Source organism: Actinoallomurus soli (genome assembly GCF_024055715.1).
Classification (GTDB): Bacteria; Actinomycetota; Actinomycetes; order Streptosporangiales; family Streptosporangiaceae; genus Actinoallomurus; species Actinoallomurus soli.
This window is the reverse complement of sequence record NZ_JAMXMV010000006.1, coordinates 290,903-305,788: the sequence shown is the minus strand read 5'-3', so window position 1 is coordinate 305,788 and position 14,886 is coordinate 290,903. Positions and strand designations below refer to the sequence as shown.

Here is a 14,886-nt window from a genome sequence, read left to right as displayed (position 1 = left end):
AGGTTACGGGCGGTTCGCAGCTGGGAAGCACCGTTCGCCGGTCACGTGGACGTCGAGGATCTCCCGTTCACGCCGATGTCGCGCCCGTCGTCGAGCCGGATCTGCGGCCCTTGGCCGAGCCTGGCCGCGCGCACGACCTGGTCCTCTTCTGGAGAAAGCAACTGCAGGCTGCGGCCACTGTGCACGATCTTGGCATAGGTGCGGGTCTCGGTGCGCCCGTTGATCGAAGTGAGCACGACGCCGTCTCCCGCGGCGTTGAGGAGGGCCAGGGAGAAGGACAGGCCTCCCGCGTCCTCGCGCAGCGCGTCGTAGTGGACGATCGCGACATCGCGGATGGCCCGGCCGTCGGTGACGTCGGCGCTCGTCTCCAGGCGACGGCGCACCAGCTCGATGCACTCCTCGACCGCCTGTGCGGCGCGACGCCGGGCGGTCAGCCCGGCGTAGAGACCGAGGAGCCCGATGCCGACGGCGGCCAGGGCGATCGTGACGAGGATCACGAACTGAGCGTACCCACCTGGGACGCATCACGCGACGCATCCACGCGATCACTTTCGGATTCCGGCCCTGGAGCACCCTTCGCCGGCCGCCGCCGGTGGAAGACGAAGAGGAGCACGACCGCCCCCAGGCCGTACGCGTCCTGAACGATCCGCCCGATCGGACGTGGGCCGACGTGGTGGGCGAGCAGGTCGATCCCCCACCACGGGATCGTGAGGACGTAGAACAGCCACACGCCGGCGGCGAGGGCGAGGCCCTTCCGGTCGCGGCCGGTTCCGGCCAGCGCGCCGAGGACGACGACCAGCCAGGCGAGGTGGTGGATCCAGGACACCGGCGAGACGAGCACCGCCACCAGCCCGGTGATCGCGATGGCGCCGATCTCGTCGCCCGCCTGCGCGGCACGCCGCGCGGCGCGGAAGCCGAAGTAGGCGATCACCGCCGCGCACGCGAGCCACAGCGCGGCCACGACGGGGCTCGGCAGGTAGGCCCGCAGCAGCATCCCCCGGATCGACTGGTTCGTCGTGGCGGTGTTGGACCCGAGCCGTTCGCTGTCGAACAGGGCGCCGAACCAGTAGTCGGCCGAGTCCGCCGGCAGGACCAGGAAGGTCCCGAGCGTGGCGACCGCGGCGCCGACGATGGCGTTGACCGCCTCCCGCCGGCGGCCGGTGACGAGGAAGTAGATGACGAAGACGCCCGGCACCAGCTTGATCGCCGTGGCGAGCCCGACGAGCAGGCCGCGGGGCCAGCGCGTACGGGGCGCGGCGCAGTCCGCCACGCACATCGCCACGAGGAAGACGTCGACCTGCCCGAACCGGAACTGGTCCCGTAGCGGCATCGGGTACGCGCACACCGCGACGAGGACCCCGGTGAGGACGGGCGCCCACGCGGGGAACCGCTGGAGCAGGCCGCGGAAGGCGTAGCGGACCGTCACCGTCAACGCGAGCAGGATGAGGCCGGCCCACACCCACTGGGCGGCGGCCCACGGGAGGAAGGCGAGCGGCACCGCGAGCAGCACGGCGAACGGCGGATAGGTGAACGGCAGCAGCTGCGGCGGCTGGGTCATGAAGTCGTAGACCGGCGCGCCGCGCAGCACGGCCTGCCCGCCGGAGCGGTAGACGTCCAGGTCGACCATCCGCTGGTCGGGCGCGTTGGTCAGCCAGTGCAGCGCGAGCGGCCCCACCGCGGCCACGACGATCGCGAGCCCCGCGACGACCATCGCGATCTCGCGTTTCGTCCTTCGCTCAGCCATGGGTCCATCCTGTCCCACCGCGCGCAGTGCTGCGGTGCCGTACGGGGCCCGTGAACGGCCGGGAAAGGGACCGCGCGGTGACGAAAGGGCCGCCGCCGTGGCCACCGGGACGCGAAGATCGGCAAAGCGGAGTACACCGGCGAGCATGGTGGACACGGCACTAGCCTGGGGGCGTCCCAAGATTCCCGGAGGTGATCGTGGCACGGCCACGAAAGGCGGAACGTCACCATTTGGGCGCTGTGATCGCCGTGGTGGTGCTGTTCACGGCCGCGTCGCTGGGTCTGCTGCCGGGCATGGCGACCGCCGCGCCCACCGACGCGTCGCCGACACCGGGCGCGGCCGGCCCGGGAACGGCGACACCGGAGGCGGCGAGTCCCACGCCGACGCCCACCACCTCCGCCGGTTCGGCGGCCTCCCCGCCGGCCGCGGGCGGGTCCGCGAAGAGCCGTGGGCGGGTGCTGCTCATCGGCGTTCCCGGGCTGCGCTGGGCAGATATCCGCCGGACCGGCACCCCGAATCTCTGGAAGCTGACGGGCCAGGCGGCCGTCGGCATGCTCTCGGTCAAGACGGTGGGCGGGCACACCTGCCCGATCGACGGCTGGCTGACCCTGTCGGCCGGGCAGCGCTCCCAGTTGCGCCACGGCAGCTGTGGCCTGCCGGCCGCGCCGACCGGCACGTCCGTCCCGGGCTTCGCCGGGATGCGCGAGGACAACGCCCACAGCAAGTACGGGTCGAAACTGGGCCTCCTCGGTGACGCCGTGCACGGCGCCGGGGCCTGCACGACGGCGATCGGTCCCGGCGCGGCGGTCGGCGCGGCGGACCGCGCCGGACGCGTCGACGGGTACTACCCGTCGGCCGACAAGACGCCCGCCGACGCGTGGTCGCGCTGCGCGCTCACGGTGGCCGACGTCGACGACGTCGTCCGCGCCTACGTCGACGCCGGCGTCGACGTGAACGGCCACCCGGTCCGGGTCACTCCGAAGGTCCGTGCGGCGGCGGCATCGGCCGCCGACGCGCAGGTCGGCCGGATCCTGCGGGCGGCACCCGCCGGCACGACCGTGCTGCTGGCCGGCCTGTCGGACAACACCGGCAGCGAGCGCCTGCACGTCGCCATGGCCGCCGGGCCGGGATACGCCCCGCGCTACCTGACCGCGAACTCCACGCGCACGGGCGGCCTGGTCACGCTCACCGACGTGACGTCGACGATCCTGCACACCCTCGGCGTCGCCCAGCCGAAGGACGCGGTGGGCTCGCCGTGGCGCCTCGACGGCCGGAAGTCGGCGTCGGTGTCCCGCGTGGTGCGCGCGATGGCGGACCGCGACACCCACGCGCGGATCTACAGCCGGTACGTCATGCCGTTCTACATCGTCCTGATCGTGGTGCAGGTCGCCCTGTACGCCTTCGCGACGGTGGCGCTGCGCCGCAAGAGCGACCGGCGGCTCGCGGCGACCAAGGTGCTGGCGCTCGCCGCCGGGGCGCTGCCGGTCGCGGCGTTCCTGGCCAACGTCGTCCCGTGGTGGCACAGCGGGCATCCCGCGCTGACGCTGGCGGCCGCGATCCTGGTCGGCGCCGTCCTGGTCACGGGCGCGGCGCTGGCCGGGCCGTGGCGCCGGTCCGTGACCGGGCCGGGCGCGATCGTCGCCGGGGCGACCGCGGTGTTCCTGAGCCTGGACGTGATGACCGGGAACCACCTGCAGAACTGCAGCATGCTCGGGTACACCCCCGTCGTCGCCGGCCGGTTCTACGGCTTCGGCAACACGACCTACGCGCTGTGGGTCACCGGGCTGATCATCGCGGCGGGCGCACTGGCCGGCCTGGCCATCGCCCGGCGCGGCGACCGGCGCGTCGTCCCCCTCGCCATCGTGGTCGTGGCCGGGGTGGTCGCGCTGGTCATCGACGGCGGGCCGATGTGGGGAGCGGACTTCGGCGGCATCATCGCGGTGATCCCCGGGTTCACGGTCTTCGGATTCATGATCGCCGGACGCGGGGTCCGGCCCACGCGGGTCATCGCCGTGCTCGCGGCCGGGGCCGTGCTCGTGCTGGGCGTCTCGTTCCTCGACTCGCTGCGGGCGAACCCGACCCACATCGGGGAGTTCTGGGACCAGCTGACGAGCGGCGACGCCGGTACGGTCGTGATGCGCAAGTTCCTCGGCATGATCGGCACGTTCAGCCACTGGCAGCTGTCGGCGATCGTCGTGCTCGGCATCGGCTTCCTGTTCTTCGGCCTGCTGCGGCCGCTGGCCTGGCGCGCCGCCGCGCTGCACATGGCCTACGAGCGCGCTCCCGCCCTGCGGGCCACGCTCACCGCCGCGCTGGTCACCGCGGTGGTCGGCATGCTCGTCAACGACTCCGGCACGGCGATCCCCGCGATGGCGTTCACGGTCGCGGTTCCGCTGGCGCTCGCGGCGAGCGTACGGGCGCTGGAGCTCGCCGGGAACGAAGTGCCACCACGACCAGAGCGATCAGAAGAGCCGTCAGCAAGCACGGGGTGATCCGCGAGCGCACGTCGGTGATCAGCCAGTCGAGGGAGCGCGGGAGCCCGGCGAGCCGTGGGTCGCGGGCGGGCAGGTAGGCCAGGGCCAGCACGCTCGTACGGGCCAGGAGGAGCCCGTCGAGTCGCGACCACGGCACGAGCGCCAGCGTCGCCCAGCCGAGGCCGTCGTACCAGGGCAGGGCGTACGGCGCGGCGAACAGCCAGGCGATCGCCAGCACCGCGGTGATCCGCAGCGCGTCCTCGCCGGTCGGGTCGGCTGCGACGCGGACGTCCCGCAGCCGGGACGGGGGCGCGGCGCGCAGGAGCAGGACGGCCAGGACGGCGGTCAGGACGATGGCCGAGTTCTGGACGGCCGAGCGCGGCAGCGTCAGCAGGAGCCCGCCGTCCGTCCCGGCGAACAGGTGCCAGGGCGTGGCCAGCGCCACCGCCTTCGAGGCGCGCTGCAGTTGGTCGAACGCGTGCGGCCCGGCGATGAGGTACGCCAGGCCGGTGACGACGAGCGCCGCGCCGGGCAGCGCGACCAGCCGGGCGAGCGCCGACCCGTGCGATGCGGGCGACCGGACGAGCGCCGCGCCGCGCGGCGCGGGCAGCCGGGCGGCCACCGCGCCCGCGCCCGCCCGTACGGCCGGTCGCGCGGAACCGGCGGCGGCACGGGCCTGCCACCACTCGCGCAGCAGGATCCAGCCCGGCCCGGCACCGGCGAGCGCGACGTTGAGCTTCACGGCGGCACCGGCGCCGATGAGGATCCCGGCGGCGACGCAGCGGCCGAGCGTCCGGCCGTCCGGCCGCCGCGCCCACGGGGGGTCGGGCAGCGCGAACACCACGAGCCCGGCGACCGCGAACGCGAGCGCGAGGACGTCGTTGTGCGCCCCGGCGACCACGGCGTACAGGATGAGGGGGTTGGCCGACCACAGCAGCGCCGCGCGCAGCCGGCGGTCCCGGTCGCCGCGGGCGGCGTGCGCCAGCAGCAGCCCGACGGCCAGGAAGGCCATCACCTCGGTCACCGACATCACGAAGACGGTGAGCCGTACGGAGTCTCCGCCGATCAGCGAGGCGAGGCTCTGCTGGGCCGTCGCGATCGGGCCGTACAGGGTGGGGGCGTTCCGCCAGTCCTGGACCGCGCCGATGACCGGGTCGGCGGGCAGGTCGCGCGGCGCCGTGGCGTACGGGTCGTTGCCGGTGACCGCCATGCGGCCGTACGCCGCGTAGTTGAGGTGGTCCGCCGAGCCGATGGGCGGCATGAACATGAACGCGACGGCCACGACGGCGCCGGCGATCAGCAGGATCCGCGGCCGGATCCACCAGCCGCGCCGGGACGCGAAGAGGCACAGGCCGAGGCCGAGCGCCGACAGCCCGACACCGGCCGCGGTCAGCCCGAGGACCAGGTGCGCCGAAGGGTGGGCCGTGAGGGAGTACGGCGGCTGCCCGGCGCCGCCGGACAGGACGGGCTCCATCACGGACGGTCCGAGCAGTGCCACGGTCAGGAAGCAGCCCAGGCCGAGCGCCGCGGCGGACAGCCCCGCGAAGCCCAGTCGGTCAGCGCGGGTCACGACGGAGCCGGGCCAGTTGCCGGGCCACGGCGGGTTCACGGGCGGCGAGCGCCCGTCCGACGTCGCGGAACTGCCGGGCGCGATGCAGCTGCGCCCGCCAGTCGGTGCCGGTGGCGCGGTGCGACAGGGCGACCTCGACCTCGGTCACCTTGAAACCCTGGCGCAGGAGGTCGATGGTGAGCCCCGTCTCGACCCCGAAGCCGGGGGCGAGCGGCAGGGCCGCCTCGAACGCCTGCCGGGTGAGGCAGCGCTGGCCGTTCAGCGGCTGGGTCGGCGTCCAGCCGGTCAGGCGCTGGATGCCGTCACGGGACAGGCGGACGACGAAGCCGTGGCCGCCGAGCTTCACCCGCTCGGAGAACGCGGCGATCGTCATCGCGGCCGTGCCCGCACGGACCGGCTCGATCAGCGGCCCCGCGAGCCGGGCGGTGTCGCCGAGGTCCGCGTCGAGGAACAGCAGATGACGCGGGACGTCGCCGTCCAGCAACCGGACGGCGGCGGCGCCCGTCTCCATCGCCGCCCCCTTGCCGCGGTTGCGCGAGTGCCGTACGACCTTCGCGCCCGCGCCCTCGGCCAGCCGTCCCGTCGCGTCGGTGGACCCGTCGTCGACGACGACGACGAGGTCCACCCCGGGCAGCGACGCCGCCGCCTCCACCGTCGCGGCGATCCGGTCCTGCTCATCCTTGGCCGCGATGATGACGGCCGTGTCCGCCTGCATGATGGCGATGGTAGTGGCGGTCAGGTGCCTTCCAGGGCCGGTAGGGCATCGTGCACGGAGAACACCGTGTCGAGGCCCGTGACCTGAAGGATGCGGCGCACCGCCGGACGCGGCGACGCCAGCTCCAGTGTTCCGCCGTGTTCACGGAGTCGTTTCATGGCCGAGAGCAGGACGTTCATCCCGGTCGAGTCACAGAACTCGACCCCGCTCAGGTCCACCACGACCCGGCCGGCTCCGTCGCGAACGAGCGAGGCCAGCTCGGCTTGCAATCTGGGCGCCGTATAGAGATCGACCTCGCCGTAGACGGATACGACGGCGTGACCCCCCTGAGATGCGGTCGAGACCTTTAGCTCCACGAGCCGCACACTAGCGTCCTCCGAGCGGGTGAACCAGAGCCGAGCGGGATTAGGTCCCGCCCATTGCCGGGCCATGGTCTGCGCTTTGCCAAGAAGCCCACGACTTCTGCCCCTTACGACGGAAATGTCCGTCAATTCTGGCTCCGGCGCAGCGACATGGAGATCTTCTCAAATATCGCCGCCGATGTCCGCGAATCCGTCCACCGGCGCGTCGCCATGCGAGAAGCTGGGATGGTGACACGACGCGCGATGGCAACCCGAATGTCCGGCGATTTCGGACACCGCCGTGTCCGTGAACGTCTGGAGACGATCCGCACCAGATCCGAGAAGTCCAGTTCGTGGCGGTCCATGACACAGTACGTGTCCCGGCTGGTCAACCGCGAGGGCTACGTTCCCGTGAAGGCGCGACTCGCGCGCGAGGACATCGTCTTTCTCGCCTCGGCCCGCGACGACGTCATCGCCTTCTGCGAAATGACCCTGCGCCTCATCGATCTGCACCAGCCGCGCGACGCCGGCGGGATCACCAGTGACGTCGGAAATCCGATGTGCCGATGCCGGGCGTGCATGTGGCGATGGCCGTGCCCGACCTTTCGCGCCATTCAGGAGGCCGTCGATCGGGTGCCGGGCTCCTGACCGTTTCCAGCCACGGCCGTTCGCGCGGTGGTCAACGCGCCCCGCGTGATTCGCCACGAGGAATTGCGGCGTTCTTCGCGGGCGGTTCCCCGATCCGTCACCGGCCGGTTCGATCGCGGTGACACGCGGCGCCTCGGGCGGCTCCGGCCGTCGCGGGCTCCTGGACGCGCCTCCCCGTGCCGGCCGCCTTCGCCGTGGGGGCCGTCGACGCCCCGCCGTACCGGCTTCCCGGCCCTCCGCCGTACGGATCGCCGCGCGAACGGGCCCGCACGGCCGGGTTATCCACAGGGTGTGGGTTTCGCCGTCCACAGGGTCCACAGTCCCGGGAAAATGCCACTGACCAGCGCGGCAAGGGCCTGCCGACGTGAGCCGCCGAGTCGCGCACCCGCCTTATCCACGAGTTGTCCACCGGTTGTCCACAGGTGCGGGGTGGACGGTGGACGAACACGGGAGCCCGATGAATCAGGAGTGATCGCGGCCGAGATCCATCTGGTTCGGCCCGTGATCGCGCCCGGACCGCGTACGCTCGCCCCCATGGGGCGGACCATCCTTAACATCATCGGAATCCTGCTGGCGATCTGGCTGTTCTTCACGGTCCTCGGAATGCTCGTCGCCGCGTTGAAGTTCCTCATCTGGCTCGGCGTTCTCGCGGTCGTCGGCGCCATCATCGTCACGGTCATCAGCAAAATGGCGAAGAGCTGACAACGGGCCTTGTGCGGCCGCAGGGCGTGCGCGGATGATTCCGGAATGGACCTGACGGGCATCCTGCGGAGCCGTGCGGCCGAGCGACCGGACGCGACCGCCTATCTCTACGAGGGCGCCCGCGTCACGTACGCCGAGTTCGACCGCCGGGTGGATCAGGTCGCGGCGGCTCTGCGCGCCTCCGGAGTCCGGCCGGGCGATCGCGTCGCCGTGCTCGACAAGAACTCCCTGGCCCACGTCGAGCTGCTGTTCGGCGCGGCGCGGGCCGGAGCCGTACAGGTCCCGATCAACTACCGGCTGGCCGCCGACGAGGTCGCCTACATCGTGGACAACGCGAAGGCGCCCGTCCTCGTCGTGGGACAGGAGTTCGTTCCGGTGCTCGACGCGATCGCGGATCGCCTCGAGCACACCGGACACCTGATCGTCGTCGGCGGCACCGGTCACCGCTACGCGGACTACGCGGCGTGGACCGACCGGGACGCCGAGCCCGTCGACGAGCCCGGCGAGGTGTTCGTCCAGCTGTACTCCTCGGGCACCACGGGCCGCCCGAAGGGGGTCATGCTGACCCACGCCAACTTCCTGACCGCGCTGCCGATGAGCGAGGAGATCTGGGACCTCCGCCCGGACAGCGTGCTGATGGCCGCGATGCCGCTGTACCACATCGCCGGGTGCGTCCTCGCCGTCTCCGGCGTCTACAACGGCATTCCCTGCGTGCTCGTCCGTGAGCCGGACCCGGTCGGCATCGCCCGGGGCATCGAGGCGCACGAGGTCACCCACACCTTCCTCGTCCCGGTGATCCTGCTGTTCATGCAGCAGCTCCCGCAGGTGGCCGAGACGGACCTGTCCAGCCTTCGCCTGCTGATCTACGGTGCCTCGCCGATCAGCGAGGACGTGCTGCGCGGCGCGATGCGGATGCTGCCCGGCTGCGCGTTCATGCAGGTGTACGGCCTGACGGAGACGACCGGGGCGATCACGCACCTGCCGCCGGCGGACCACGTTCCCGAGAGCGAACGGCTGCGCAGCGCCGGCATCGCGAACCCCGGCACCGAGCTGAAGATCATCGATCCGGCGACCGCCGAGCCGGTGGCGCCCGGGCAGGTCGGCGAGATCGTCTGCCGGACGGCCCAGAACATGGTGGGGTACTGGTCGCTCGACCAGGCCACCAGGGACGCCAGGCTCCCCGGCGGCTGGCTGCGCACCGGTGACGCCGGGTACCTCGACGAGGACGGCTATCTCTACATCCACGACCGCGTGAAGGACATGATCATCTCGGGTGGGGAGAACATCTACCCCGCCGAGGTGGAGAACGTCCTGATGAGCCATCCGGCCGTGGCCGACTGCGCCGTCATCGGCGTGCCGGACGCCAAGTGGGGCGAGACGCCGAAGGCGATCGTGGTCCGCGACGGCGAGGTCGGCGAGCGGGAGCTGATCGACTACTGCCGGGACCGGCTGGCCCACTTCAAGTGCCCGACCTCCGTCGAATGGACGGACGCCATCCCGCGCAACCCGACCGGCAAGGTGCTCAAGCGCGACCTCCGCCGGCCGTATTGGGAGCACGAAAGCCGTTCCGTTCGTTGAGACAGGGCGGCGGAGGGGGCCGAAGGCGAGGGGAGCCGCAGCAGCGATCCGCCGGACCAGCCGACGCCGTACGGCGCACCGAACCGCGCACGCAGGGGGAGACCATGAACGCGTACCCGCCAGGATCGCCATCGGGGCCGTCGGACTCACCGTCGTGGCCGCCGCCGGGGCAGCCGGGCCCCGTACCGGGTTCTCCGGGATCGCCCGTACCGCCCGGAGCACCGCTGCCGCCGGGACCACCCGGGCCGTTGGGACCACCCGGGCCGTTGGGACCACCCGGGCCGCCGGGACCCGGAGCGCCGCCGCCGATGCGGCCGACGCTTCCTCCCGAGCAGATTCGCGCCATCCTCAACAGCGCGATCATGCGTCAGGCGTCCCTGGGGTGGCGCGTGCAGGCGCAGTCCGACGTGCAGGCGGTGATGGCGAGCGGCGGCCAGGTCAACCACGCCCTGCACCTGGTCATCACGCTCCTGCTGTGCGGGCTGTGGCTGCCCGTCTGGATCATCCTCGCCATCACGGGCACCGAGAAGCGCCTCACCATCACCGTCGACCCGCACGGCGTGCTGCTGTACAACGGCCGTCCGGTGACGCCGATCGGGCCGCCGATGTTCGCCCCGCCCGGCCCGCCCGGGCCGCCGCCCGGCAACGTCAACGCCCAGGCGGTCGCCGCCGCGACCCAGCGGCGCGACCTGCGACAGAAGGCGCGGGAGCAGGCCGCTGCCGACATCGTTCTCGCGCGTGAGCTGCGGATCGGCCGCCCCGATCTGCCCCGCCAGTACGACGACGGCGGTCTGATCGACGTCAATCACGTGCCCCCGCAGGTGCTGACCCTGTTCTCCGGCGTGACGCCGGAGCTCGCCGAGCACATCGCGCGCATCCGCGACCACGTCGGCGGTTTCTCCTCCGCCGAGGAGCTCGCGGCAACGGCGGACCTGCACCCGGACCTCATGCCCGAGATCGCGGAGTACGCCGTCTTCCTGCCCTGACACGCTGGTGCGGCCGGTCTGACGCGCCATGGGAGACCCTCTGACCGGCCACCTGTCGCATTGCTGAGTCTTTGGTCGGTTCGAGACCGTCTGGAGGGGTCAGGGGCTGTATATCCAGTTAAGCTCACTGATGTGACTCATGTGCATCGCGTCGACAGCGAGGTCGGTCGTCTCCGCACGGTCCTTCTGCACCGGCCGGGCCCAGAGCTCAAGCGACTCACTCCCCGCAACAACGATCAACTGCTCTTCGACGGCATCCCCTGGGTGGGCCGTGCCCAGCAGGAGCACGACGCCTTCGCCCAGGCACTGCGCGACCACGGGGTCGAGGTCCTCTACCTGACCGAGCTGCTGCAGGAGACCCTCGAGTACCAGGACGCGCGGAGCGAGGCCATCGCGGACGTCCTGAGCGACCAGCGGCTCGGCGACCAGCTCCGCGTCATCCTGGAGAGCCACCTGGCCGACCTGACCACCGAGGACCTGACTCAGGTGCTCGTGGCCGGCCTGGCCCACGAGGAGCTGAAGACCGGCCGCGGCCTGGTGTACCGGCTGATGGACCGGCACGACTTCGTCATCGACCCGCTGCCGAACCTCCTGTTCACGCGGGACTCCAGCGTCTGGGTCGGCGACCAGGTCGCCGTCACCAGCCTGGCGATGAACGCGCGCCGCCGGGAGACCGCCCTCACCCGGGTGATCTACCGCTACCACCCGCGCTTCGAGGGCACGAAGCACCTGTACGACCCCGATCTGGAGCACATCGAGGGCGGCGACGTCCTCCTGCTGGCCCCCGGCGTGCTGGCCATCGGCACCGGCGAGCGTACGACCCCGGCGGGCGTGGAGCGGATCGCCCGCCGCGCGTTCGACGCGGGCCTGGCGCACACGGTCCTCGCGGTGCCGATCGCGCAGGAGCGCGCGACCATGCACCTCGACACGATCTGCACGATGGTCGACGTGGACAAGGTCGTGATGTACCCGGCCGTGGCCTACTCCCTCGTCGCCTACACGGTGACGAAGGACGACGGCGACCTGCGGGTCTCACGGGCGCGGCCGTTCCTGGAGGCCGCCGCGGACGCGATGGGCATCGACCGGCTCCGGGTCATCGACACCGGCCTCGACCCGGTGACCGCCGAACGCGAACAGTGGGACGACGGCAACAACACTCTCGCCATCGGCCCGCGCCTGGCGGTCGCGTACGAGCGCAACGTCGAGACCAACGCACGCCTGGAGGCGGCCGGCATCGAGGTCATCCGGATCCAGGGCAGCGAGCTGGGCAGCGGTCGCGGCGGCCCGCGCTGCATGTCCTGCCCCATCCTCCGCGACCCGGCCCGGTAGCGTAGGTAGGGGGACGGACGGTCCGTTGAGCAGAGGGACGGAATGAAGAGATCCGGTGCCGGAATGGGCACCGGATCCGCCGAGCCGTCCCGGCTCAGGCGGACTGGTCGAAGGCGATGTGCAGCGGCTGCATCATCAGGGCGGCGGCCCGGCCGTTGCTCGACTGCTGGTCCACGCGGAGCTTGGCCCAGACGGTGGTGGTCTCCGCCTCGTGGGAGACGCCCCACTTGTCGGACAGCGCCTCGACGATGCTGAGGCCGCGGCCGCCGAGGGAGGACAGGGCGGCGCGGGTGCGGCGCGGCTCGGTCATCGAGCCGCCGTCGCTGACGGCCAGCTGGATGAGTTCTCCTTCGTGGGTCCACGAGACGCGGATGTCGCCGGATGGCAGAGGACGGGCGTGCCGCAGCGCGTTGCTGATCAACTCGCTGATGATGACGGCCGCGTCATCCGCGATCTCCTCGTACACCCCCGACGCGCGGAGTTCGGCGCACAGGCGCTTTCGCACTTCCGAGACGCTGGACGGCGCGTGTGGCAGGAACACGACGCTCGACACCCTCACCTCCCCGGGCGGTTGGCTCCCGGATACTCCCCGTAACTTGGTCACCCCGGTAACGACCGAAATGCCCACTTAAAAAACGCGGAAACCGCGCCACAGGAATCTGTTACCAACACCACGTGTAACTGTGACCTCCACCACGTGGCGAAGGCGCAGCCCAGCTGGGCGGTATGCCCAAGTATGACCGGTTACGGAGTGTCACCACAGTGGGGGAGGGTGAACCGCATACTGGTGCCCTCCAGGCCGTCCGCGCGGGGGTGCGCGGAGACTTCGCCCTGCTGAGCGCGGGCGAGCCGGCGCACGATGTACAGGCCCAGCCCGAGACCGCCGAACCGGCGGCGATCCCCCGCCTCCCCCTGAACGAAGCGCTCGAAGACCCGCTCTCGGTCCCCGGCGGTGATCCCGATCCCGGCGTCCTCCACCGTCACCACGATGGCGTCGCCCTCGACCCCGGCGCGTACCGTGATGACGCCGCCGTCCGGGGAGTACTTCACGGCGTTCTCCAAGAGCTGGCCCACGATGATGTCGGTGGCCATCGGGTCGCCGAGGGCCGCCGGCAGATCGGCGGCGACGTCCAGCTCCACGGCGTGGCGCTCGGACACGCCCCGCAGGCCGTACGCCGCGCCGCGCAGGAGCCCCGCCAGGTCGAACGGCTCGCTCGTCACGGTGAGCCCGTTCGGGACCGCGCGGGAGTACAGGAGGTTGTCGACCAGACGGCCGAGGGCGTCGGCGCGGTCGGCGATCGTCGCGACCGCCCGCCGCCGGTCCGCCTCGTCCAGCTTCTCCCAACGGTCCACCAGCGTCTTGGCGAACCCGCGTACGACCGTGATCGGCGTCCGCAGCTCATGGCTGGTCATGGACAGGAAGAGATCCTTCTCCGCCTCGAGCGACTTGGCCTCGGTGACGTCACGGAAGTCCACGACCACCTCGTCGTGGCCTTCGATCTCGGTGTGCAGGACGCCCAGCCAGGTGCCGGACTCCAGCCGGATCGTCGGCTCGCCGTCCGGATCCGGCAGCGGGAACGGCAGCGGACGGCCGATGACCTCCTCGGGGGCCAGGCCGGTGATCCGCTCCGCCGCGAGGTTCCACCGCTTGACGACGCCGTCGCGGTCCAGCACCGCGATACCGTCCGCGCTGGCCTCGATCACCGCCCGCTCGTGCCTGCGCTGCCGGACCGCCTCGTCGTAGTGCAGGGCGTTGCCGATCACCACGCCCGCGTGCCCGGCGAACAACTCGAGCAGCTCCAGCTCGATGTGGCCCGCCCGCCGGCCGGAGAACAGCGCGTACAGCGCGCCGTACGGGCTGCCGTGGACGTTCGAGATGCCGACGGCGATCGTGTGCAGCCCGTCCAGCTCGGACCAGATCAGGTCGCCGAGCCCGCGCGCCTCGGACGTGGCCAGCATGACCGTGCGCCCGGCGCGGAGCAGCTCGCCGACGAGGCTGGAGCGCAGGTCGGCGGTCGAGTCGCGCAGGTTCCGCGGCAGCCCGGTCATGCTGACGAGCTTCAGCGTGTTGGTCTGGTGCTCGATGACGACGAAGCCGGCGGCGTCCGCGCCGGTCAGCTCGATGAGGCCCGAGGTGACCCGGTCGAGGACCGCCGACAGCGCGGGCTCGGTGTTGAGGTCGGCCACGACCTCGTTGAGCCGCCGGACGAGGCGGATGCGCTCGGCGGTCTGGCGCTGGACGGCCTCGTCCTCGCGCACGGGCCGGTAGAGGCCCACCCAGCCGAGGAACCGGCCGTCCTCGCCGCGCATGGCGCTGACGACCGCCCGGATGTCGAGCAGACGGCCGTCGCGGTGCAGCCGCCGGGTGACGAACGAGATGTGACCGCCCTCGCGGACGCGTTCGAGGACGGCGCGGTGCTCGGCGGTGTGCTCCTCCGGGATGGTGCGCAGCGGCCGGTCCAGCACCTCCTGCGCGGCCCAGCCGAACACCCGCTCGGCGGCGGGATTCCACAACCGGACGGTCAGGTCGGCGTCCACCGCGATCATCGCGTCGGCGGAAGAGGCCACCGCCGCGCGCAACATCGCATCCGAGGCGCCCACGGGGCCCATAGTGCCACTCGCGCGGCGCGCCTACGCGAAGGTCAGCACCAATCCGCACTTACGGCATCGTTTCTGGTTGGGGGCCGTGTGCACCCAGTCGTGGTCACAATGCGCCATGGTGATCGCCTCCCCGCGCTCCGTACCTCCCATGATGACCGCCGTACGGCCCCCGCGCCGGGCTATTCGGCCACTCGCCCT

Annotated in this window: 13 protein-coding genes; 6 read left to right on the top strand and 7 right to left on the bottom strand. The window is 71.9% G+C overall.

The genetic code is table 11. The annotated features are described in order from the left end of the window. Positions 1-41 precede the first annotated feature (41 nt). On the bottom strand, positions 42-497 hold the full coding sequence (locus NDW01_RS18030; protein WP_252821984.1) for a DUF4446 family protein: 456 nt from the start codon (positions 495-497) through the stop codon (positions 42-44). After that, positions 494-1,744 (bottom strand): glycosyltransferase 87 family protein, encoded by a 1,251-nt coding sequence (locus NDW01_RS18025; protein ID WP_252821982.1) that lies wholly within the window; start codon positions 1,742-1,744, stop codon positions 494-496. The genes NDW01_RS18030 and NDW01_RS18025 overlap by 4 nt, the downstream gene beginning before the upstream one ends. 230 nt (positions 1,745-1,974) lie before the next feature. Between NDW01_RS18025 and NDW01_RS18020 the strand changes: the two genes are divergently transcribed. Further along, positions 1,975-4,236: a hypothetical protein gene (locus tag NDW01_RS18020; protein WP_252821980.1), complete on the top strand. Its 2,262-nt coding sequence runs from the start codon at positions 1,975-1,977 to the stop codon at positions 4,234-4,236. On the opposite strand, the gene mptB is transcribed toward NDW01_RS18020, so the two are convergent. From mptB to NDW01_RS18005, 3 genes are read right to left on the bottom strand one after another with little or no spacing between them, the layout of a single operon-like run. Further along, positions 4,121-5,788: a polyprenol phosphomannose-dependent alpha 1,6 mannosyltransferase MptB gene (gene mptB / locus NDW01_RS18015; protein WP_252821977.1), complete on the bottom strand. Its 1,668-nt coding sequence runs from the start codon at positions 5,786-5,788 to the stop codon at positions 4,121-4,123. The two genes, NDW01_RS18020 and mptB, sit on opposite strands and share 116 nt — an antisense overlap. Continuing rightward, a complete protein-coding gene (locus NDW01_RS18010) occupies positions 5,775-6,503 on the bottom strand; it encodes a glycosyltransferase family 2 protein (protein ID WP_252785170.1) in 729 nt (242 codons plus the stop codon). The genes mptB and NDW01_RS18010 overlap by 14 nt, the downstream gene beginning before the upstream one ends. 20 nt (positions 6,504-6,523) lie before the next feature. Then, positions 6,524-6,859, bottom strand: coding sequence for an STAS domain-containing protein (locus NDW01_RS18005; protein ID WP_252785280.1), 336 nt, complete (start codon positions 6,857-6,859; stop codon positions 6,524-6,526). Positions 6,860-7,015: 156 nt separating this feature from the next. Between NDW01_RS18005 and NDW01_RS18000 the strand changes: the two genes are divergently transcribed. From NDW01_RS18000 to NDW01_RS17980, 5 genes are all read left to right on the top strand, one after another. Next, on the top strand, positions 7,016-7,492 hold the full coding sequence (locus NDW01_RS18000) for a hypothetical protein (RefSeq protein WP_252821975.1): 477 nt from the start codon (positions 7,016-7,018) through the stop codon (positions 7,490-7,492). 468 nt (positions 7,493-7,960) lie between these two features. Beyond that, the gene (locus tag NDW01_RS17995) at positions 7,961-8,194 is read left to right on the top strand and encodes a hypothetical protein (protein ID WP_252821973.1); all 234 of its coding nucleotides are present in this window, start codon (positions 7,961-7,963) and stop codon (positions 8,192-8,194) included. A 45-nt stretch (positions 8,195-8,239) separates the two neighbouring features. Continuing rightward, positions 8,240-9,772: a long-chain-fatty-acid--CoA ligase gene (locus NDW01_RS17990; protein ID WP_252821971.1), complete on the top strand. Its 1,533-nt coding sequence runs from the start codon at positions 8,240-8,242 to the stop codon at positions 9,770-9,772. 308 nt (positions 9,773-10,080) lie between these two features. Continuing rightward, positions 10,081-10,758 (top strand): helix-hairpin-helix domain-containing protein, encoded by a 678-nt coding sequence (locus NDW01_RS17985; RefSeq protein ID WP_252821968.1) that lies wholly within the window; start codon positions 10,081-10,083, stop codon positions 10,756-10,758. A gap of 132 nt (positions 10,759-10,890) precedes the next feature. Then, positions 10,891-12,087 carry an arginine deiminase gene (locus NDW01_RS17980; protein ID WP_252821966.1) on the top strand — a complete coding sequence of 399 codons (1,197 nt, stop codon included), beginning with the start codon at positions 10,891-10,893 and terminating at the stop codon, positions 12,085-12,087. Between the two features lie 94 nt (positions 12,088-12,181). Here the strand turns inward: NDW01_RS17980 and NDW01_RS17975 are convergent, their stop codons facing one another. Beyond that, entirely contained in the window at positions 12,182-12,628 is a 447-nt protein-coding gene (locus tag NDW01_RS17975; RefSeq protein WP_308211731.1) for an ATP-binding protein, read from the bottom strand. A gap of 203 nt (positions 12,629-12,831) precedes the next feature. Next, positions 12,832-14,697: a sensor histidine kinase gene (locus NDW01_RS17970; RefSeq protein ID WP_252821961.1), complete on the bottom strand. Its 1,866-nt coding sequence runs from the start codon at positions 14,695-14,697 to the stop codon at positions 12,832-12,834. Positions 14,698-14,886 lie beyond the last annotated feature (189 nt).

Coding starts and splice junctions, on each gene's coding strand:
- NDW01_RS18000 (WP_252821975.1), top strand. CDS start 7,016: ATGGAGATCTTCTCAAATATCGCCGCCGATGTCCGCGAATCCGTCCAC.
- NDW01_RS17970 (WP_252821961.1), bottom strand. CDS start 14,697: ATGGGCCCCGTGGGCGCCTCGGATGCGATGTTGCGCGCGGCGGTGGCC.
- NDW01_RS18010 (WP_252785170.1), bottom strand. CDS start 6,503: ATGCAGGCGGACACGGCCGTCATCATCGCGGCCAAGGATGAGCAGGAC.
- NDW01_RS18025 (WP_252821982.1), bottom strand. CDS start 1,744: ATGGCTGAGCGAAGGACGAAACGCGAGATCGCGATGGTCGTCGCGGGG.
- NDW01_RS17990 (WP_252821971.1), top strand. CDS start 8,240: ATGGACCTGACGGGCATCCTGCGGAGCCGTGCGGCCGAGCGACCGGAC.
- NDW01_RS17985 (WP_252821968.1), top strand. CDS start 10,081: ATGCGGCCGACGCTTCCTCCCGAGCAGATTCGCGCCATCCTCAACAGC.